Source organism: Rhizobium viscosum, from assembly GCF_014873945.1.
GTDB classification, from domain to species: Bacteria; Pseudomonadota; Alphaproteobacteria; order Rhizobiales; family Rhizobiaceae; genus Rhizobium; species Rhizobium viscosum.
In genome coordinates, this window is the sequence record NZ_JADBEC010000001.1 from 668,200 (window position 1) to 689,462 (window position 21,263).

18 protein-coding genes are annotated in these 21,263 nt (G+C 60.9%); 8 read left to right on the top strand and 10 right to left on the bottom strand.

The features are described 5' to 3' along the window. Position 1: 1 nt before the first annotated feature. The gene (locus H4W29_RS03425) at positions 2-1,492 is read left to right on the top strand and encodes an ArnT family glycosyltransferase (protein WP_192727669.1); all 1,491 of its coding nucleotides are present in this window, start codon (positions 2-4) and stop codon (positions 1,490-1,492) included. A gap of 317 nt (positions 1,493-1,809) precedes the next feature. Further along, entirely contained in the window at positions 1,810-2,415 is a 606-nt protein-coding gene (locus tag H4W29_RS03430) for a hypothetical protein (RefSeq protein ID WP_192727670.1), read from the top strand. Positions 2,416-2,463: 48 nt separating this feature from the next. Here H4W29_RS03430 and H4W29_RS03435 read toward each other — a convergent pair whose 3' ends face one another. Continuing rightward, the gene (locus tag H4W29_RS03435) at positions 2,464-3,831 is read right to left on the bottom strand and encodes an aspartate aminotransferase family protein (RefSeq protein ID WP_192727671.1); all 1,368 of its coding nucleotides are present in this window, start codon (positions 3,829-3,831) and stop codon (positions 2,464-2,466) included. 45 nt (positions 3,832-3,876) lie between these two features. Between H4W29_RS03435 and H4W29_RS03440 the strand changes: the two genes are divergently transcribed. Both H4W29_RS03440 and H4W29_RS03445 read left to right on the top strand, forming a co-directional pair. Next, positions 3,877-5,253, top strand: coding sequence for a glutamine synthetase family protein (locus H4W29_RS03440; protein ID WP_376776540.1), 1,377 nt, complete (start codon positions 3,877-3,879; stop codon positions 5,251-5,253). A gap of 163 nt (positions 5,254-5,416) precedes the next feature. Further along, on the top strand, positions 5,417-7,195 hold the full coding sequence (locus H4W29_RS03445) for a GGDEF domain-containing protein (RefSeq protein ID WP_192727673.1): 1,779 nt from the start codon (positions 5,417-5,419) through the stop codon (positions 7,193-7,195). Positions 7,196-7,198: 3 nt separating this feature from the next. Here the strand turns inward: H4W29_RS03445 and H4W29_RS03450 are convergent, their stop codons facing one another. Continuing rightward, positions 7,199-8,143 (bottom strand): diacylglycerol/lipid kinase family protein, encoded by a 945-nt coding sequence (locus tag H4W29_RS03450; protein WP_192727674.1) that lies wholly within the window; start codon positions 8,141-8,143, stop codon positions 7,199-7,201. Positions 8,144-8,440: 297 nt separating this feature from the next. Between H4W29_RS03450 and H4W29_RS03455 the strand changes: the two genes are divergently transcribed. After that, positions 8,441-9,673, top strand: a complete 1,233-nt coding sequence (locus H4W29_RS03455; RefSeq protein WP_192727675.1) for an MFS transporter — start codon at positions 8,441-8,443, stop codon at positions 9,671-9,673. Here H4W29_RS03455 and H4W29_RS03460 read toward each other — a convergent pair. Continuing rightward, positions 9,641-10,042, bottom strand: coding sequence for a winged helix-turn-helix transcriptional regulator (locus H4W29_RS03460; RefSeq protein WP_192727676.1), 402 nt, complete (start codon positions 10,040-10,042; stop codon positions 9,641-9,643). The two genes, H4W29_RS03455 and H4W29_RS03460, sit on opposite strands and share 33 nt — an antisense overlap. Positions 10,043-10,147: 105 nt before the next feature. Here H4W29_RS03460 and H4W29_RS03465 point away from each other — a divergent pair, with 105 nt between their 5' ends. Both H4W29_RS03465 and mgtE read left to right on the top strand, forming a co-directional pair. Then, positions 10,148-11,161: a zinc-binding alcohol dehydrogenase family protein gene (locus H4W29_RS03465; RefSeq protein WP_192727677.1), complete on the top strand. Its 1,014-nt coding sequence runs from the start codon at positions 10,148-10,150 to the stop codon at positions 11,159-11,161. 316 nt (positions 11,162-11,477) lie between these two features. Further along, positions 11,478-12,851, top strand: coding sequence for a magnesium transporter (mgtE, locus tag H4W29_RS03470; RefSeq protein ID WP_192727678.1), 1,374 nt, complete (start codon positions 11,478-11,480; stop codon positions 12,849-12,851). 303 nt (positions 12,852-13,154) lie between these two features. On the opposite strand, the gene H4W29_RS03475 is transcribed toward mgtE, so the two are convergent. The 5 genes from H4W29_RS03475 to H4W29_RS03495 all read right to left on the bottom strand — a co-directional run bounded on the left by H4W29_RS03475 (position 13,155) and on the right by H4W29_RS03495 (position 17,523). After that, entirely contained in the window at positions 13,155-13,967 is an 813-nt protein-coding gene (locus H4W29_RS03475) for an ABC transporter ATP-binding protein (protein ID WP_192727679.1), read from the bottom strand. After that, entirely contained in the window at positions 13,960-14,967 is a 1,008-nt protein-coding gene (locus H4W29_RS03480; RefSeq protein ID WP_192727680.1) for a FecCD family ABC transporter permease, read from the bottom strand. Before H4W29_RS03480 ends, H4W29_RS03475 begins: the two co-directional genes overlap by 8 nt. Next, positions 14,964-15,977 (bottom strand): FecCD family ABC transporter permease, encoded by a 1,014-nt coding sequence (locus H4W29_RS03485; protein WP_192727681.1) that lies wholly within the window; start codon positions 15,975-15,977, stop codon positions 14,964-14,966. Before H4W29_RS03485 ends, H4W29_RS03480 begins: the two co-directional genes overlap by 4 nt. A 6-nt stretch (positions 15,978-15,983) precedes the next feature. Beyond that, entirely contained in the window at positions 15,984-16,916 is a 933-nt protein-coding gene (locus H4W29_RS03490; RefSeq protein WP_192727682.1) for an ABC transporter substrate-binding protein, read from the bottom strand. 133 nt (positions 16,917-17,049) lie between these two features. Then, entirely contained in the window at positions 17,050-17,523 is a 474-nt protein-coding gene (locus tag H4W29_RS03495; protein ID WP_113014089.1) for an Lrp/AsnC family transcriptional regulator, read from the bottom strand. Between the two features lie 143 nt (positions 17,524-17,666). On the opposite strand from H4W29_RS03495, the gene H4W29_RS03500 reads away from it, so the two are divergent. Then, positions 17,667-18,572 carry a DMT family transporter gene (locus H4W29_RS03500; protein WP_192727683.1) on the top strand — a complete coding sequence of 302 codons (906 nt, stop codon included), beginning with the start codon at positions 17,667-17,669 and terminating at the stop codon, positions 18,570-18,572. Between the two features lie 77 nt (positions 18,573-18,649). On the opposite strand, the gene H4W29_RS03505 is transcribed toward H4W29_RS03500, so the two are convergent. Both H4W29_RS03505 and H4W29_RS03510 read right to left on the bottom strand, forming a co-directional pair. Continuing rightward, positions 18,650-19,270 carry a L,D-transpeptidase gene (locus tag H4W29_RS03505; protein ID WP_192727684.1) on the bottom strand — a complete coding sequence of 207 codons (621 nt, stop codon included), beginning with the start codon at positions 19,268-19,270 and terminating at the stop codon, positions 18,650-18,652. Between the two features lie 212 nt (positions 19,271-19,482). Then, positions 19,483-21,147 carry an electron transfer flavoprotein-ubiquinone oxidoreductase gene (locus H4W29_RS03510; protein WP_192727685.1) on the bottom strand — a complete coding sequence of 555 codons (1,665 nt, stop codon included), beginning with the start codon at positions 21,145-21,147 and terminating at the stop codon, positions 19,483-19,485. Between the last annotated feature and the right edge of the window lie 116 nt (positions 21,148-21,263).

Consider the following 21,263-nt stretch of genomic DNA (forward strand, 5'->3'; position numbering starts at 1 on the left):
CGTGAAGAGCCTTTTCAGCCGCCGGCCACACCTGATCCTGGTGGTGCTCGGAACCTATTTTCTGCTCCACCTGATCGTGCGGCTCAGTATTCCCAATGCGCTGGAGCTGGACGAGGCGGAGCAGATGCTGCTCTCGCAGTGGTTCGCCTTCGGCTATAATTCGCAGCCGCCCTTCTACAACTGGCTGCAATACGGCGTGACATCGCTCATAGGCGTGTCGATGTTTTCGCTGTCACTCCTCAAATGCAGCATGCTGTTCCTATCCTACGTCTTCTATTGGCTGACGGCACGGCTGATCCTGAAGAACAGCGGATTGGTGGTGGTGGCGACGCTCGGCCTGCTCACCGTGCCGCAGATCGTCTTCGAGGCGCAGCGGGATCTGACGCATTCGGTCGCGACGATCTTTTCCGGCTCGCTGTTCCTCTACGGCTTTTTCCGCACGCTGAGGACGCCTTCGGCAATCTCCTACGCCATCGTCGGCATTGCGACCGGCATTGGCGTGATATCGAAATATAATTTCGCGCTTCTCCCTGCCGCCGCTCTGGTCGCCGCCCTCATCGACACCGATTTCCGCAAGCGGATTTTCGACTGGCGGCTTGCGCTGACGATCGTCCTGTCGATCGCTATCGTGTTGCCGCACGCGCTGTGGTTCCTGCAGCATTTCGACCTTGCGGTTGATCGCACGCTGCACAAGATGACCGGTGCGGGCGAAGGCTTTCTGGCGCAGGTAGCGACCGGCTTTTTCCGCTTCATCTCGGCGATGGTCGGCATAGCCGGCGTCTCGATCGTCATTTTTCTGGTGCTCTTCGCCAAATCGCTGCGGGCAATGCGGCGCGCTTCCAGCCGCTGGACACGAATTGCCGGACGCATCCTGCTGATAGAGATCGGCGCCATTGCGCTGATGATCCTGCTTGCCGGCGTCGACAACGTCGCCGATCGATGGCTGACGCCACTCTTTCTCATCCTGCCGCTCTATATCTGCATGAAGGCCGACAGTGCCGAGGTCGATGCAGGAGCGCCCTTGCGGAAATCGCTCGCTGTCAGTGGTGTCATCATGGGTGTGGTGCTGGCCGTGCTTGCCATGCGCGCCTATTGGGGGCCGCTCATCGGCGATTATCAGCGCCTGAACATTCCCTATGACAGTTTTGCCGAGACCATCCGCAGGGATATAGGCGGCGAGCCCGGGCTGATCGTCGGCTATGATCCGCATCTCGACGGCAATATGCGCCTGCAAATGCCTGACGTCCCGGTACAGTCCTATTTCTACCCGGACTTCAAGCCGAAGTTCCAGCTGGATGCGAAACATCCCGTCGTTTTCGTCTGGCGCGATGATAAGGGCGGGGCGCCGCCGGCCTGGCCGGATTACTATTTCAAGGATGTCATTGCGCAAAACGGCTTGAAGCAGCCGGAGACGCATATCGTTGCCCTGCCTTATATCTATGGCCAGCCGGGTGACACCTATCAATTCGCTTATGCTGTCGCCTACCCCTGAGAGCCGGATTGTTGCGGCCCGCCAGATAGGCACTATGACACTCTTTGTGCCTCGCCGAAGAAATTAGCAGGCTCCGCATATTGGCGTAGCCTCGAGACACAGAATTGTACTTTTTACACCCACAACATCTGGTTGACTTCGCTCAACCAATATATTAGCAATGTGTAAATTATGTATTTTAAGTGACAATGTCTTGAGGCTCTGTACTCAAGAGGTTCAGGCAGCGCTTTCGTTGTAAAACGCGCAGTAAATACCAGTCCAATCCTAGCAAAATTCAGAGGAGTTGCTTGCTCAATGGCAAGCGCGGGAGGCACCTTATGGAACAAGTTATGGAAGTTGTATCAGGTACAGCAATCTACTTCGGCAAGAAGCCCAGCACGTTGGTGATTCATGTCGTGGGCATGGTTCCATCGAGCGGATGGACGGACGCACAATTATCGCCCTGGTTTTACATCGTCGCGCCGAGCGACGGCGTCCAGGACTTTGACTTTTACGCAACCCCTCCGACGGGGATCTCCTTGCCGGTCGTACTGCCGATAGTAGCGGAGGCTACCGCGCGGCTGGACGTCGACAATTACTGGGGCGAGGGCAAGCCGCTCAAAGGGGTACGCATCCATGCTCGCAAAAACGACATCGAGGTGCCGCTCGAGGAGAAGCAGGAGATGGCTCCCATGGCAGAAGGCCTGCCTCTCCCCTGGCCATTTCCTTGGCGTGCAGTGACGAAGGCTGGCGGTGGCGATCTCCCGTTTCCACTTCGTTTCGCAGAACTAATACCGACGAACCATGGAGCGCATGATTTGGTAGGCATGAAGCTGCGCGTATATCATACGGGCGACATGCTTACGCAGGACTATGTGCGCGACAGAGCAAATATCGAGCTTGACCCCACCAGCCAGCGGATTGTTTCTGTTTGGAGAGGCTAGACCATACCTGGCGAAAAACGGCAGCGGATTTCTGCTGCCGCTTCGCGCTTAAGCGCGCAATTCCTTCCAGGCGGCATCCAGGGCGAGTTTGGCGATGCGCGCCATCTCGTCGACTTCCTCGTGACGGATGACGAGCGGCGGTGAGGCCAGCATGCGGTCGCCGGTGGCGCGCAGAACGAGGCCGTTTGCGAGAGCATGATTGCGCACCAGTGAGCCGATCGGATCGGGCTTTTCGAAGCGGGTGCGGGTCTTCTTGTCGGCGGCGAGCTGCAGGCCACCCATCAGGCCGATGCTTTCAGCCTCGCCGACGAAATCATGCTCGGCAAGGGCGCCCCATTTCTTGGCGAAATAGAGGCCGATGTCGTCGCGCACGCGCTCGACCAGCTTCTCCTCCTCGATGATGCGCAGGTTTTCGAGGGCTGCGGCAGCACAGACCGGGTGGCCGGAATAGGTGAAGCCGTGATTGAAATCGCCGACCTCATTAATCAGCACGTCGGCAATGCGATCGCTGACGAGCACGCCGCCGATCGGCAGATAGCCCGACGAGAGCCCCTTGGCAATCGGTGCAAAATCCGGCTCGACGCCGAAATATTGATGGCCGAACCATTCACCGAGGCGACCGAAGCCGCAAATGACCTCGTCGGTGACGAGCAGGATGTTGCGTGCCTTGCAGATGCGGTCGATCTCCGGCCAGTAGGTCTCCGGCGGGATGATGACGCCGGCTGCCCCCTGGATCGGCTCGGCCACGAAGGCGGCGACGTTCTCCTCACCGAGTTCATCGATCTTGGCTTCCAGCTCGCGGGCGACCTTCAGCCCGAATTCGGCTGGCGTAAGATCCCCTCCCTCCCCATACCAGTAGGGCTGGCCAATATGGACGATGCCCGGGATCGGCAGATCGCCCTGCTCATGCATATATTTCATGCCGCCGAGGCTGGCGCCGGCGACCGTCGAGCCGTGATAGCCATTGCGCCGGGCGATAACCGTCTTCTTCTGGGGCTTGCCGACGGCTGCCCAATAGACGCGAGCCATGCGGAACCAGGTGTCGTTCGCCTCCGAGCCTGAGCCGGTGAAAAAGATGTGGTTGAAGCGTGGCCCTGCTTTCGATGTCACCTTTTCGGCAAGCAGCGTGGTCGGCGACGAGGTCGTGCCGAAGAAGGTGTTGTAATAGGGAAGCTCGTTCATCTGCTTGGCAACGGCATCGGCAATTTCCTTGCGGCCATAGCCGATATTGACGCACCAGAGGCCGGCGAAGCCATCGAGATACTTTTTGCCGTGGCTATCGAAGATATGCACGCCCTCGCCGCGCTGGATGATGCGCGTGCCGTCGGCATTCAGTTTCTTCATGTCGGAAAAGGGATGCAGGTGATGGGCGGCATCGATCGCGGCGAGGTTCGACAGCGGATAAGTATCGGACATGATTGGACCTTCGGATTGAAAGGCTTTCGGTGATGGTTTACGACCTTGGCCTTCTGCGAGAGGATTTTCAAGGTCATGGCGAGCAAGGGCAAAGAGGCTGGAGAGGGCGATCCGCGTTTCGAGATCCTGGTTGTCGGTATGAATGGCGATCTGCGCGGCAAGCAACTGCCGCTTTCGGCCGAAAAGAAGATCTGGGCCGGCGATGTCCGCCTGCCGACCTCCACGCAGTCGCTCGATATCTGGGGCGACGACAATGACGATATTACGGGCCTGTCGCTGACGATCGGCGACCCCGACGGCAACGTCATTCCCGATAAGCGCAGCCTGACGCCGATGCCCTGGGCGCCCGAGGGATCCATGCAGGTGCTGGCCACCATGCACGAGTTCGACGGCAGCCGCAGCTTCATGGATCCGCGCGGCATTCTCGCTTCCGTGCTTGAACGCTATGCCGAGCGCGGGCTGACGCCTGTGGTGGCGACCGAGCTGGAATTCTATCTGGTCGAGGAGAACTGGCGCGAGACGGGCATTCCCTCCCCGCCTGCAAGCCTTACCTATCGCGGCGATCCGAACGGCTTCCAGCTCTATGACATGAGCGCTGTCGATGCACTCGATAGCTATCTCCAGACGCTGCGCGCCTATGCCAAGGCGATGAACCTGCCGGCGGAGGCGACGACGGCGGAATTCGGGCCCGGCCAGTTCGAGGTGAACCTGTTGCACCGGCCCGATGCGCTGGCTGCGGCTGACGACTGCCTCTACCTGAAGCGGATTGCCGAGCAGGCGGCGCGCAAGCACGGGCTGAAATCGACCTGCATGGCCAAACCCTATTCGGACCATGCCGGATCAGGGCTGCATGTGCATGCGAGCATCATCGACAGGGATGGCAACAATATTCTCGATGCGAAGGGCAGCGAACCCAGGCTTTTGAAATCGGTGACCGCGGGCCTGCTGCAGACCATGCAGGAGGCGCAGCTCATCTTCGCTCCCTTTGCCAATTCCTATCGCCGCTTCCAGCCGGGTTCCTTCGCGCCGACCGACCTTACCTGGGGCAGCGGGCATCGCGGCACGGCAATCCGCATTCCTGACAGCAACGGGCCGGCGGCGCGCATCGAGCATCGCGTGGCGGGTGCGGATGCCAATCCCTATCTGCTGCTGGCGGCCATTCTCGGCGGCATGCTGCTCGGCATCGACGGAGATCTCGATCCGGGCGAGGAAACGACGCCTGCCTATACGCCACAGGGCGTGAAGCGTCTAACGCATGATTTCCTGACGGCGGTCGAGACCTTCCGGCAGTCGGCCTTCATCGCCAATATCTTCGGCGACAAGTATCGAAAGTTGTATGGCGCTACGAAGTACAAGGAAGCAATAGCGCACCTGCGCACGGTGTCGGATTTCGACTATCGCACCTATCTGGCGCGCCTCTAGTTAATAGAGCCCGTCACATAACTTTCACTTCACGCTTTTCTTAACCCTGTTGGCATTATCGATGCCCTATACTCGAAATCGGTAATATATGCCCGGTATCAGCATATTCAGTAAGCCGGCAACGGGGCCGGATTGGATGACGCGTTGAAAGGGATCCGGTTTGATGAACCGCATCACTCTTGAGGGAAAGCTGCTGTTTGCAACCGTCATCGTGGCGTTTCTGACTCTCATTCTGACAGCCAGCGCTCTCATTCCGACTTATGAAAGCTACCGCTCCACCAATGACAATCTGCTGGCTGTAGAGCGCTTCCGCCAGGTTCTGGAAGCGGCGAGCCGCATGTCGGCGGAACGCGGACCGGCCAACGACATCATGGCGATCGAGCCAAATAGCAGCGCGCCCGCAACAGAGCGTTTGAAGGTCTTCCGGCGCATCAGCGATCTCTCGCTCGAGGCGCTCGATGAGCCGCCCGAAGTCGATGTATCCTCCTCCCTTCCCGATCTCCAGGCGGCGCTCGCCGAGACACGAGCGCAGCTTCGCAGGGCTCGCCAAACCGTCGACCGCGTTGCCGCAACACCGCTCGCCGACCGCGACCCAGACGATGTGCAGAACGCCATCCGCGAAATGATCGAGGTGATCGAAACATTCCAGCATGTCGTGGACTGGCACATCGCCGCCTTCACCACCCAGCGATCGGAACTGACTGCACCATTCCTGACAGGGCGGATGATCAGCGACATGCGTGAATATGGCGGCCGGGCTGCCTCGCAGATCATGGGTCCGATTGCCACGCGCCAGCCCCTGCGCGACAGTCATATCACCGATGCAAGCCGCACCATTGGCCGGCTTCTCGAGCTGCGCAAGCTGATGCAGGGCCAGAAAATCGTCAGCGATCGCGATGCGCTGTCCCAGCAGCTCATGAAGGATGTCGATACGATCTTTTTCGGATCTGGCCTCGAACTTGTTAAGATATTGATCGAGCAAGGCAAGATCTCGGGGGACTATTCGGTTTCCGCCGTTGACCTGACGCGCGACTACGTTCCGACGCTGCAGCCGCTCGAACGGCTGCGCACGGTCTTTCTAGACGATGTGGTGAAGCGCTACCGGACCCAGCACTACGCCGCCTCCTATCGCCTGGCGGTCATCGCTGTGATCACGGCCTCCGCTCTTGCGGTGCTGTTTACGCTCTTCCGCTCCATCCGCCTTCACATGCTCGGTCCGCTGCTGACGGCACGACGCCAGATCATTGCGCTCGCAGACGGCAGTCCCGTGACCGACCTGGAGACGATCTCCAAGGCACCGGAGATGCGCAGCCTGTTCGAGGCGCTGGAATTGCTGCGCGGCAAGCTGGACGAACGGGCCGAATACGAGGCCCGCCTGAAGATGCAGGCCGAGAAGGATGGGCTGACCGGTGTCTGGAACCGCCGGGCGCTGGAAGGCTTCGGCAATGCCCCTTCGGAGCGCGGGGAAGATGTCTGCCTGATGCTGATCGATATCGATCACTTCAAGGCGGTGAACGATAACTATGGCCATCTGACCGGCGATGCCGTGCTCATCGAAATCGCCACCCTGCTGCAGGGCGCGATGCGCTCGACTGACATCGTCGCGCGCTATGGCGGCGAGGAATTCGCCGTTCTCGTTTCCACATCGGATCTTTCGAACACCCTGGATTTTGCCGAAGAACTTCGCAGCCGCATTCAGGCGCATGTCATCCGTGACGCTGAAACCGGTATTGATCTCTCTATCACAGTAAGCATCGGCGTCACCTCCGGTGCGTGCGGTGCAAGCGGGTGGCGCCAGCTCATCGCATCGGCCGACGAGGCGCTTTACTGCGCCAAGAAGAAAGGACGCAATCGCACCTGTGTATTCGGCGACGAGGCGGACCGGGATATCGTCAAAAGCGCCCTCATTCCTTTCAGGGCCAGGCGTGCCGCTTCGCTCTGAGCATCAGGCTGCCGGCTCGCGCCGCTCGCCCTCGCCTTCCTGGACAGCCAATCCCTGCCTGACCAGCACCTTCAATTCGCCCGGATGCAGCTTGACGGTGACATCACGCTCCAGCGGCAGAAGCTCGCCATCCATCACGCAGTTCGCCTTGGCGCGCAGCTTCGGGAAGTGCAAATGCACCTCGGCCGGATGCAGGACCATGACCGCATCGTTTTCGCGGAACTTGCCGCGCAGCATGTCGATCGCCAACCGTGCGACGCCGAGCGGCTTCAGCGGTTTTGCCGTGTAGAAACCAAGTTCGCCGCTGCGCAGATTGTCGGCATAGAGCAGCGCGTTTTCGCCGAAGGGATTGTTGGAGACGGAGATGGCCGAGACGCGCCGGGTCTCCTTCATGCCCGCCGCCTCGACCTCGACCTCGAATTCCGGCGGGTTGAAGACGACGCCGAAGGCCGCGCGAGTGCTGGCGCCTATCTTTCCGAGGCGGGAGCGATAGCTGTAGGAGTTGCGGTAGCGCACCATGCGCGCATGCAGGCCGGCGGAGAACTGATGGATGAACGGCCTTCCGTTGGCGCTGGCGATATCGACATTGTCGAGTTCGCCGAAAGCCAGCACATCGAGCGCCTGCCAGATATCGAGCGGTACTTTCAGCGAGCGGGCGAAGAGATTCATGGTGCCAGCCGGCACGACGCCGAGCGCCATACCGTTCTTCCAGGCGATCGATGCTGCTGCTGAAATGGTGCCGTCTCCGCCGCCGGCGACGATGCCATCTATATCGTCGCGGCGTGCGGCACGCTCCATGGCGGGAACGATCTCGCTGCCGGAAAAGACGATCGCTTCGAAATCATGCCCGGCGTCGCGGAAGACCTCCTCTGCGCGCTTCTCATAAGCCTGCATGTCTGTCGTTCTGAAAGTACCGCCGTCGCGATTGAAAAAGCCGACGAGCTTCATGAAGTGCCTGTTCCTATCTATCCTGCCCTCAAGAAATGGTTGGCGCACCTGCGATTTCAAGCCGGACGGTTTGCCCCGCCACATCGCCGAAACGCAAATATTGCAATGGACGTATGCAGATAGCAGGACGCTGCACTGCAAAAAAAGCACTCGACGCTTCCGGCCTCCCGTTCAATAGATGGGGTACTGGAGGTCATATCTCCATCTCCCGCCATTTCTGCCCGCCAATTGCAAATGACCGGCACTGCGTGTCCCGCCAGCGGCCGTCACCAAGCACAGATCCTCTAAGGACCGCCCGTGAGCCAGGTTGCCGTCAACGATTCCATCGATGGTTCCATCGACTCTGGGCCGGAGGCAACGCTTCCTTCGGCCATGACCGTTGCCCTGGTCCAACTCGCACTTGCCGCCGGCGGCTTCGGCATCGGTACCGGTGAATTCGCCATCATGGGCCTGCTGCCGAATGTGGCCGACACTTTCTCGGTCACGACCCCGCAGGCAGGTTATGTCATCAGCGCCTATGCGCTCGGCGTCGTCATCGGCGCCCCCGTCATTGCCGTGCTTGCCGCCAAGATGGCGCGGCGCACGCTGCTGCTTTGCCTCATGCTGCTCTTTGCGGTCGGCAACATCCTGAGCGCCGTTGCGCCGAGCTTCGAAAGCTTCACAGTGCTGCGCTTCATTACCGGCCTGCCGCACGGTGCCTATTTCGGTGTCGCCGCGCTCGTCGCCGCTTCCATGGTGCCGGTGCATCGCCGCGCGCGGGCCGTCGGCCGTGTCATGCTTGGCCTGACGGTCGCGACCCTGCTCGGCACACCGCTGACGACCTTCTTCGGCCAGGCGCTCGACTGGCAGGTAGCCTTCCTGACAGTCGGCATCATCGGCCTCGTGACGGTTGCCCTCATCTGGTTCTATGTGCCGCACGACAAGGTCTCGGAAGGGGCAAGCGCGCTGCGCGAACTCAGCGCCTTCCGCCGTCCGCAAATCCTGCTGACGCTTGCCATCGCCGCGGTCGGCTATGGCGGCATGTTCGCCATGTTCAGCTATATCGCTTCGACCACGACACAGGTGGCGATGCTGCCGGAAACGGCCGTTGCGCTCATGCTCGTGCTGTTCGGCGTCGGCATGAATGCCGGCAATGTCATCGGCTCATGGCTTGCCGACAAGTCGCTGCTCGGCACGATCGGCGGTTCGCTGGTCTATAATATCGTCGTGCTGACGATGTTCTCTCTGACCGCCTCCAGCCCCTATATGCTCGGCCTCTGCGTCTTCCTCGTCGGCTGCGGTTTTGCGGCAGGCCCGGCGCTGCAGACGCGGCTGATGGATGTCGCCGCCGATGCGCAGACACTGGCTGCCGCCTCCAACCATTCGGCCTTCAACATCGCCAACGCGCTGGGTGCATGGCTCGGCGGTCTCGTCATCGCCTGGGGCTACGGTTTTGCAGCGACCGGCTATGTCGGCGCCGTCCTGTCTTTCCTCGGCCTCTTCGTCTTTGCCGCGTCGCTACGGTTGGAGCTCCGCAGCCGGAGCGCTTAACGCCTTCGAGATACGCAGTTCTCGCCCTTCCGGGCTGCAGAAGACGAATTCATCGCCCCAGGCGGCGAGCACCCGGATGACAGGCTTCAGCGTGGAGCCGAGTGGTGTCAGCGCATATTCGACGCGCGGGGGGACGACCGGGTAAACTGTTCGTGAGATCAGGCCGGATTTTTCGAGCTCCCGCAGCTGCTTCGTCAGCATGCGCTGGGTGATCGCTGGCAGATGGCGTCTCAGCTCGTTGAAGCGTAAAGTCTTGTCCATCAGGTGGAAAAGGATCACGCCCTTCCACTTTCCATCGAGATAACTCAGCGTCGCCTCGACCGGGCAACCGGGAAAATTCGTGACCAGTTTGGCGCGCGGCAGCGACATTTACAGTATCCTTTTTGGTACTACGTACAGAATTTGTGCATTCTTGCGTTATCGGAACATAGGTCGCATCTAGCTCTCGTGCAATGAACACAGGAGTTTCCCAAGATGCGCGCCGTCGCCTACAAGACCCCACAGCCAATCGCCGCCGAAACCTCGCTGATCGATGTCGAGCTGCCGACGCCGGAGGCCAAGGGCCACGACCTGCTCGTCGAGATCAAGGCCGTCTCCGTCAATCCCGTCGACGTGAAGGTGCGGGCCAACATGGCACCGCCTGCCGATGAGCTGAAAGTGCTCGGCTATGATGCGGCCGGCATCGTCAAAGTTGTCGGTTCGGATGTCACGCTGTTCAAGCCGGGCGACGAGGTCTTCTATTCGGGCGTCATCAATCGCCCCGGCTCCAATGCCGAATTCCAGCTCGTCGACGAGCGCATTGTCGGTAAGAAGCCGAAGACTCTCGACTTCGCCGCTGCCGCCGCCCTGCCGCTGACATCCATCACCGCTTACGAAGCCTTGTTCGACCGGCTGCGCGTCACCGATCCCGTTCCGGGTGCGGCCCCTGCCGTGCTTATCATCGGCGGTGCGGGCGGCGTCGGCTCGATCGCCATCCAGATCGCCCGCACGCTGACAGACCTTGCCGTAATAGCGACCGCCTCACGCCCGGAGACACAGGATTGGGTGAAGGAACTCGGCGCCCATCACGTGATCGACCATTCCAAGCCCATTGCGCCGCAAATAGCAGCGCTCGGCATCGGAGCGCCGGGTTTCATCTTCTCGACCACGAATACGGACAAGCATGTTGCCGATATCGTCGAGGCGCTCGCGCCGCAGGGTCGTTTCGCGCTGATCGATGATCCCAAGACTTTCGATGTCGTCCCCTTCAAGCGGAAGGCCGCTTCGGTTCACTGGGAGCTGATGTTCACCCGCCCACTCTTCGGCACGCCTGACATGATCGAGCAGCACAAGATCCTCAACAGGATTTCCGAACTCGTCGATGCCGGCAAGATCCGCACGACGCTGTCGGAAACCGTGGGTGCGATCAATGCCGTGAACCTGAAAAAGGCGCATGCCATGGTCGAAAGCGGCAGGATGAAGGGCAAGGTCGTTCTCGCCGGATTCTGAGGTTTTCGAGGTCGAAAATCAGCCTTTTCCGACGCTCGAAATATTGCGTAAAGGATGCTGACGTATAATGCCGCGCAGAGGGTGCGGCATTCTGGCGTTAAACATCTAAGCAGCTTGACTTTTTCCGCATTCGAGACCACCTAGTGCGACACGTGCATGACATATGCCGTGCACGGATATCAACGGAGCCATCATCACGATGCCAAGCGACAGTAGCAGTCGATTGCCTTTGCCGTACGCGGCCGTCGTGCGCTGACCTGGACGCTCCAGGCTCGCCCGTTCGGACGCTACGGCGGATCGACGGAAAGGCGAGCCAATGAATATCAATCGCTTCCCCCTGCGGGCCGGCTATGCCGCCCGTGCCTTCATGAATAACAGCCGTGTTGCGACCATTGCCGAGCGCGTGGAATCGCTGAATGGGCTCGCACCGGCTGAAGCCGGCCGCATCCTCTCTCGGATGCCGCAGGACTATGCCGTCAACATTCTCGACCGTCCGGAACTGCGCAACGCGCCGGCCATTCTGGCGCTGATGGACAGTGCGGATTCGGCCCGGCTGCTGCACGGCATGTCGAACGACCGCGTCGCCGACGTTCTGCTGGAACTCGACGTCGATGATCGCGTGCGCCTGTTCTCCAGCCTGGAAGAACCCGTCCGCGTCGCCATCCAGCATCTGATGGGCTATCCGCCGCGCACTGCCGGCAGCATCATGACGACGGAATTCGTCAGCGTGCCCGACGACTGGACTGTCGCCCAGACGCTGGACCATGTCCGGCAGGTCGAACGCTCGCGGGAAACCGTCTATGCCATCTATGTGCTGGATCACAATTCAGGCGCGCTGATGCATGTCGTTACGCTGCGCCGCCTCATCACCGGCGAGCCCGATGCCTCGATCCTGTCCGTTGCCCAGAAGGGCATGCCGGTTTCGGCCAATGCGCTGATGAAGCAGGAGGATGTCGCACGGCTGATCCGCAAGCACGACCTGCTGGCGCTGCCGGTGATCGACGATCATGGCCAGATCCTCGGCATCGTCACCGTCGATGACGTCATCGACACGATGATCGCGGATACGACGGAAGCCGCCCAGAAATTCGGCGGTATGGAAGCGCTCGGCAAGCCCTATATGAAGATCGGCTTCGGCAGCATGATCCGCAAGCGTGCGGGCTGGCTTTGCGCCCTCTTCCTCGGCGAAATGCTGACGGCAAGCGCCATGCAGCATTTCGAAGGCGAGCTGGAAAAGGCCGTCGTGCTGACGCTCTTCATTCCACTGATCATGAGCTCCGGCGGCAATTCCGGTTCGCAGGCAACCTCGCTCATCATCCGGGCGCTCGCCGTCGGCGAGTTGAAGCTGAGCGACTGGTGGCGGGTGCTGCTGCGCGAACTGCCGACGGGCATCGTGCTCGGCGCCATCCTTGGGCTTGTCGGCCTCCTGCGCGTGATCTTCTGGCAGACGGCCGGGCTCTATGATTACGGCCCGCACTGGCAGCTGGTCGGCCTGACGGTGTTTGCCGCACTCGTTGGCATCGTCACCTTCGGCTCCATGTCGGGTTCGATGCTGCCCTTCCTGCTGCAGAAACTGCGGCTCGATCCGGCAACGGCATCAGCTCCGTTCGTCGCCACGCTGGTCGACGTCACCGGGCTCGTCATCTACTTCTCGGTGGCGCTGCTGATCCTCAGCGGGACGCTGCTCTAGATTTCAGGCCGATCGGCCTGAAATCCTCCGCATCCAGAGCTTTGTTTTGATGTAGTTCCAGGCACGGCCCTTCGTACCTGCATAGGATGCATGGAACGCATAGGCAGTTTTATACGCTCTATAGGAATTGTCAGATTCAATGCCTGTCAGGTCATCGTCTGACATTTCTCACGCGATCTATAAAAAACCCTATGCAACTCATGCATCCTATGCACTGTGCCAATGATCTGGTTCGTTCTGTGTAAGAACAGCTCCATCCCGTTACTTCAACGCAGATCCGTTGCGCGTTTTTGCTGGGATGATCTAACGTTCGACGAAGGGCAGGCAGAGTGGCGTCCCATCAACGGGATGGGATATCACGACCGCATCGATGCCGAAGACGGCGCGGATGAGCTCCGGCTTCAGAATATCGACAGGGCTGCCCGTCGCATGGATGCCGCCATCGGCGACCGCGATAATGTGGTCGGCATATTGGGCGGCGTGGTTGAGATCGTGGACGACCATGACGATGGTGCGTCCACTTTTCTCGTTCAATTCCTTCAGCAGTTCCAGAACTTCCAGCTGATGGGCGATATCGAGATAAGTGGTCGGCTCGTCGAGCAGCAGGATCGGCGTTTCCTGCGCCAGCGCCATGGCGATCCAGGCACGCTGGCGCTGGCCGCCGGAAAGGCGGTCGAGCGGGCGTTCGGCGAGATCGATCAGGCCGGTTGCGGCCAGCGATGCCTCGACGATCTGCTCGTCATGACGCGTCGTGCGCGACAGCATGCCCTTGTGCGGATGGCGGCCGAAGCGGCAGAGCTGGCGCACCGTCAGCCCATCGGGTGAAACCGGGCTTTGCGGTAAGAGCGCCAGTGTCTGGGCAATCGCCTTGCCGGACATGGAAGCGATCGCCTTGCCGTCCAGCGTCACGGTGCCGCCGAGCGGCTGGATGATGCGGCCGAGTGCGCGCAGCAGCGTCGACTTACCGGAGCCATTGGCGCCGATCAGCGCCGTGATCTTTCCATCGGGAATGGCGAGGTCGACATGATCGAGCACCTTGATGGCGGCATAGCCGAGCGTCAGATCCTGAGCGGACAGGCGCGAATGGGCGGCATCAGTCTTGCCTGCATCAGTCATGGCGGCCTGCCTCCTTGATCAGCAGGAAGATGAGATAGGGACCGCCGATCACGGCAGCGACGATGCCCGCCGGGATCTCGTTCGGCAGGGCCACCAGCCGGCCGATCAGGTCGGCAGCGGACAGCGTCAGGGCGCCGATCAGGGCGCTCACTGGCACCATATGCCGGGCACGCGGACCGACGAGCAGGCGGGCGGCATGCGGCGATAGCAGGCCGAGGAAGCCCATGCTGCCGACAGCGGCGACGCTGCCGGCGCAGAGCAGCACTGAGACGACGATGAGGCCACCGCGCAAGAGACCGGGCGAAATGCCGAGGCTCGTCAACGTATCGTCGCCGAAACCGCCGGCATCGAGCCGGATGGCGGCGATCAGCACGAAAGGCAGGCAGGCGCCGAGCCAGAGCGAGAGAGCGACCACATCGGTCATCGTCGAGCCATAGACGCTGCCGGCAAGCCAGACCATCGACTGGTCGGCGCGGGTCGGGACGAGCACCATGACATATTGCATCAGCGCCTGGGCCAGCATGCCGAGCGCGACGCCCACGAGCGCTAATGCCGCTATGCCGCCACCGAAGCTGCGGCCAATCGCGAGCAGCACGCATGCGCCGGCAACCGCACCAACGATAACGCCTGATGGAATGGCCCAGGCGGCCCAGGCAGGCGGGGTGAAGAGGCCGGCGAGGAAGGCGCCGAGGCCGGCCCATTTGGTGATGCCGACGACATCGGGCGAGGCGAGCGGATTGCGCAGCGCGCCTTGCAAAAAGGTGCCGGCAATGCCGAGCGAGGCCCCGGCGAGGATGGAAACGATGACGCGCGGGGCGCGGTACTGCATGACGATGAAGGCGTTCTTGCCGCCGGCGATACCATCCAGCACCTGGCCGACCGACAGCGTGACAGCGCCGATCGTCATGCCGAGCACGGCAATGACGAGGATGAGAATAGCGACGACGAGGCAGACGCTTGCCGCACGCAGGCTCTTCGATGGCAGGGCCACACTCGTCATTTTGCCCTCTGCCGCCAGAGGATAGCGACGAAAGCCGGCGCGCCGATCAGAGCCGTTACGATGCCGACAGGGGTTTCGGCCGGGAAAGCAGCGACGCGGCCCAGGAGATCGGCGGCAGTCAGCAGCAAGGGGCCGGTGATGGCGCTCAGGACAATCACCGTCAGCTGGTCGTTGCCGGTGAGGCGCCGCACGATATGCGGCACCAGCAAGCCGATGAAGCCGATCGGTCCGCTGACGGCGACGGCGGAACCGGCGAGGACGACGATGAGAGTGGCGGCAAGACCACCGACGCGCCGGGCATTCTGGCCAAGCGAAACCCCGGTGGTCTCATCGAGCGCCAGCACGCCGAAATGACGACCGGCGACCAGGGCGATTCCGCCACCGAGAAGCGTGAAAGGCAGTATGATCCAGACCTTGCTCCATTGCGCGCCATTGATCGAGCCGGCAAGCCAATAGACGATATCCTGGCCGGCATTGTTGGCAATCAGGATTGCCTGCACGAGAGCAGCGAGGACGAGCTGGATGGAAATGCCGGCAAGTGCCAGCTTCATCTCGTTCATCGCACCGGACACCGACAGTGCCCACATGGCGAGGCCTACGGCGGCAGCACCAATGAAGGCCGGCCATACCGTGCCGCCGGCACTCAGGCCCGGCATGGCGATCAGGCTGACAACGATGACCAGCGAGGCCCCTGCGTTGATGCCGAAGGTCTGGGGCGAAGCGAGTGAATTGCGGGTCAGCGTCTGGATCAGCACGCCGGCAACGGCGAGATTTGCGCCGACGAGCATGGCGAGCATTGCTCGCGGCAGGCGCACGTCCCAGACCAGGGCGCTGTCCGGCGAACTATCGGGTGCGAAGAGCAGATGAAGCGCGCGGTCGACCGGCAATCCGGAGACGCCGAAGGAAATGCCGGCCAGAATAACTATGGCGAGCGCCAGCAACAGGCAGAATGCCAGCAGCACGGGACTGCCGGTTTCATGCCGCATGGCTGCACCGCCTTTTGCCGTCATTAGCGCTTATCCGGCCTGATAGACCTTGGCGAGGATTTCGCGAGCGATCATCTCTGCCGTCGTTAACCCGCGGAAACGGGAAAACTGGTTGCGGTCGACCTGAAAGACCATGCCGGTCTTCACCGCAGCAATGTTGTTGAAGGCGGCGTTGCTCTTCCACTGGTCGAACACGGTCGCGCCGGTATCGGTCGCAACCAAAAATACGTCCGGATTGATGGCAACGAGGCGCTCGATCCCTGCCCCGCTTTCCACCGCATCGCTGGAATCGATCGCCGGCGTCAGACCCATGGCCTTGAAAACAGAGCCGGTGAAGGAGGAGGAGCTATGCAGGCTCATGGAATCCGGATTGGCGACGGCGAGCAGGAAGCGACGTTTCTCCCCGGCCGGGATCTTTGCGACCAGTCCGGTAATGATGGCCTCATGCGTGGCAAGCGCCTGTTCACCCTTCTCCTTTTCGCCCAAGGCATCTGCGATGGTCACGACCGAAGACTTGATCACCTCGTAGCTGCCTTCCCAGCTGTTCAGCACGATGGTCGGTGCGATGGCACTCAATTGTTCGTAGATCGCCGAATGGCGCAGTTCATCGGCAATGATGAGATCGGGCGTCAGCGCAGCGACGAGCTCCAGATTGGGCTCCAGCCGCGTGCCGACCGAGCCGTAGTCGATCTTCTTGCCGAGAAGCTGTTCGATACGCTTCGGCTGGTTGTCGTCGGTAATGCCAACCGGCACGACATCGATCGCATTCAGCGCCTGCACGAAGGAGAATTCGAGAGCGACGACACGCTGCGGCTTGCCGGAGATTTCGGTGGTGCCGAGCTCGTGTTTGATCGTGCGCTTGCCATCATCGGCAAAGGCAAGGCTCGGTACGGCAGCAACCGCACCAGCCGAGAACAACAGGCCGAACTGGCGGCGCGACAGCGGAATATCAAAAACGCTCACGGCAAATGTCCTCATACTGAAATGATCACCGGCCCTCACACCGGATGAGACACCCGCTACAGAAGTGAAGTGAATTTTTCAAGTAAAGTTTACAAAAACAATCACCTTATTGGGCACCTCGTCGAGAGGTGCATCAGTTGCGCTCGGGCAGCTTCAGCGGTCCATGCGTCTTGATGCTTCGGATGGCGAAATTCGAACGGATATCGGTGACATTCGGCAGGGTCAGCAGCGTCTCCGTCAATAGCCGCTCATAGGCCGAGAGATCTTCGACTACGACTTCCGCCAGGAAATCGGCTGTGCCTGAAATCAGGAAGCAAGAGACGATTTCGGGAATGGCAAGCAGTGCCGCCTGCTGCGCCTCGGAATTCTCCCGGCTGTGATGGGCGACCTTGAATTCCACGAAGACGGTAAGACCGAGTCCGACTTCCTTGCGATCGATATCGGCTGTGTAGCGGCGGATGACGCCGAGCTTTTCGAGATTGCGGATGCGGCGCAGACAGGGTGACGGCGAGAGGTTCACCTTCTCGGCGATCTCGACATTGGTGGCGCGCGCGTCCTCCTGCAGGCATTTCAGGATGGCAATATCGAATTTATCGAGATTTGGCATAATTGCGAAATCCATCGGCATGAATTGGCAGATCATTGCGCATAGCACGTTTTCTGAGCCATAGATAGCAAGGACATGCCTCGGCCATTCGCGCTAATGTTCTTTCAACCGGACGACATCCGGACGGAAGAAAGGACCGGACGATGAGCACGATCGCATTTTCAAACGAGAAATCGCCTTCGCAAGGCCTGGGTTATGCCGCCGGTACAGTGACCGTGCTGATCTGGTCGACATGGTTTCTGGCGACGCGCCACAGCGCCGCAACGCCGCTCGGTTCGATCGATATCGGGCTCATCCGCTTCGGCATTCCGGCGCTCGTTCTCTCACCGGTCTGGCTGCGCACCGGGCTCTTGCCAAAGGGCGTTCCGCTTCATCTGCTGGCGATCATGGTCGCCGGCTGCGGTGCGATCTTCTTCCTGGTGACCACGCTTGCCATTCACTCCACACCGGCGGCCTCGTCAGGTATCCTGCTCGGCGGCTCCATGCCGCTTGCCACCGCACTGATCGGGATTCTGCTGTTTCGCGAACGACCGGATGCAACACGCATTGCCGGGCTGGTGGCGATCGTCGCCGGTGTGCTGATCCTGCTCGTTCGCAGCCTTGCCGATGCTTCCCTGCCCTGGACGAGCTTCGTGCTGCTGCCATCAGGCGCCGTTCTCTGGGCAGGCTATACGCATGCCTTCCGCCGCTCGGGCCTGACTGCCATCCAGGCCAGCGCGCTGATCGCCATCTGGTCCTTCCTGATCATGGCTGCCCTTGCGCTGGTCTTCGGCATCTCGCTGCCGCAGGCTCCGCTTCCGGAAATCGGCCTGCAGATTCTGAGCCAGGGCATTCTTTCCGGTCTCGTTGCCATGGTCGCCTATGGCACGGCGGTGCGCACCCTGGGCGGAACGCAGGCTGCCGCCTTTACAGCACTGACGCCGGTGCTGGCCACGCTCGGCGGCGGCTTCCTGCTCGGCGAGCAGATGGGCCTTGCCGAAATCAGTGCCGCCGTGATCACCGGCATCGGTGTCGCGCTTTCGACCGGCATCGCTGCCAAGCGCCGCTGAGCATTCGCCCAAAACAAAAGCCGCCGACAGCGATCCGCTGCGGCGGCTTTTTGTATACCTGTAGTTTGTCCTAAGCTTCAGGCTGTCGCCTGGATGACGACGACCCTGGCGCCGACTTCGACGCGGCTGTAGAGGTCGATCACATCGTGGTTCATCATGCGAATGCAGCCGCTCGACATGGCAAGGCCGATCGATTGCGGCTGGTTGGTGCCGTGAATGCGGAAATGCGTATCGTTGCCGCCGCGATAGAGATATATGGCGCGCGCACCGAGCGGATTGTTCGGGCCGCCCGGCATGCCGCCGGCGAGCCTGCGATAACGCTCCTCGCGGCGCTGCATGTTTTCCGTCGGCGTCCAGCTCGGCCATTCCGCCTTGCGGCCGACATAGGCATTGCCGGCAAAGGCGAGACCCTCACGGCCGACTCCGACGCCGTAACGCATCGCCCTGCCGTCACCGAGTATGTAATAGGCGCGCCGCGCCGGCGTATCGATGACGATCGTGCCCGGCGCATAACCGTTTTGATAGACCACTTCCGTGCGGCGCAGCTCCGGCTTGATTTGGTCGATCGGCACTTGCTTCAGCGGAAATTCTTCATCCGGAAGTGCGGCATAATTGGTCTGGCTGTTCAGAGTGGTCGAAGAGCAACCGGCGGCAAAAAGGGGCAGAGCGATCAGGAAGCCCCGGCGCGAGATCGTCATGAATGTGTCCTTAGCGCGTCAAGAAGATATCGCAAGCTAAGGAGATTATGGTTAATGAAATGCTAAACCGACGCGGTAATCAGAGATAACGAATGCGTTATCAGGTATAAGCAGCGCGTTACTCGACGATTGCCTGAGAATTACACGACAGCGCAGACAAATTCTCATCGCCGTTTCGGCGCCGGATTTACGGCGCCGAAAACCACCCGACCTTACATATTCGGATAGACCGGCCCCTCGCCGCCTTGCGGGGGGACCCAGTTGATGTTCTGGTTAGGATCCTTGATGTCGCAGGTCTTGCAGTGGACGCAGTTCTGGGCGTTGATGACGAAGGTTTCTTCGCCGTCCTTTTCCACCCATTCATAGACCCCGGCCGGACAGTAGCGGGTCGACGGGCCGGCATAAATGCCGAGCTCGGACGATTTCTGCAGCGCCATGTCCTTCACCTGCAGATGGACCGGCTGGTCCTCCTCGTGGTTGGTATTCGACAGGAAGACGGAAGACAGGCGATCGAAGGTCAGGACGCCATCCGGCTTCGGATAGTCGATCTTCTTGTGCTGGGAGGCCGGCTCCAGCGAGGCGGCATCGGTCTTGCCGTGACCGAGCGTGCCGAAAAACGAGAAGCCGAAGAGCTGGTTGGTCCACATATCGAGACCGCCGAGTGCGACACCGAGGGCCGTGCCGAACTTCGACCAGAGCGGCTTGACGTTGCGCACGCGCTTCAGATCCTTGCCGATATCGCTCTTGCGCCAGTCGGTCTCGATCTCGGCTACCTCGTCATTGGCGCGGCCTGACGCAATCGCCGCGGCGATGCGGTCGGCGGCCATCATGCCCGAGAGCACGGCATTGTGGCTGCCCTTGATGCGCGGCACGTTGACGAAGCCCGCCGAACAGCCGATCAGCGCGCCGCCGGGGAAGGAGAGCTTCGGCACTGACTGGTAGCCGCCCTCGGTGATGGCGCGAGCGCCATAGGAGAGGCGCTTGCCGCCCTCGAAGGTGCTGCGGATGGCCGGATGCGTCTTGAAGCGCTGGAATTCCTCGAAGGGGTAGAGATAGGGGTTCTTGTAATTCAGGTGGACGACGAAGCCGACGGCCACGAGATTGTCTTCCAGGTGATAGAGGAACGAGCCGCCACCGGTCGACATGCCGAGCGGCCAGCCGAAGGAGTGCTGCACGAGGCCCTGCTTGTGGTTCTCCGGCTTGACCTGCCAGAGCTCCTTGAGGCCGATGCCGAATTTCTGCGGCTGGCGATCCTTCTGCAAGTCGAACTTGGCGATCAGCTGCTTGGCGAGCGAACCGCGCACGCCCTCTCCAACAAGCACATATTTGCCCATCAGCGCCATGCCGCGCGCATAGTTCGGGCCGGGTTCGCCGTTCTTCTCGATGCCCATATCACCGGTGGCGACGCCGATGACCGCACCCTCATCGTTGTAGAGCACTTCGGTCGCGGCAAAGCCCGGATAGATCTCGACGCCGAGTTCTTCGGCCTTCGTCGCCAGCCAGCGACAGACATTTCCGAGCGACACGATGTAATTGCCGTGATTGCTCATCAGCGGCGGCATCATGATGTTCGGCAGGCGGATGGAGCCGGCGGGGCCGAGCAGCAGGAAGTGGTCGTCCTTGACCTCGGTCTTGAAGGGATGGTCGGGTTCCTGACGCCAGCCGGGCAGCAGCCGGTCGATGCCGATGGGATCGACGACGGCGCCAGAGAGGATATGCGCGCCGACTTCGGAACCCTTCTCCAACACGACGACCGACAATTCCGGATTGACCTGTTTCAGGCGGATGGCGGCCGAAAGGCCGGCCGGACCGGCCCCGACGATCACCACGTCGAATTCCATGCTCTCGCGTTCCGGCAGCTCAGTCATTTCGGTCATCCATCCGTCTCCGCTCGGCCTTCTCAAGGCCGTTCATCCCCATTCTAGAGGTATTCTCTTGTCAAAACCGGAAAACATTGTCGAGCCGGGAAGCGACAGCCAATCCTCCAATTCGC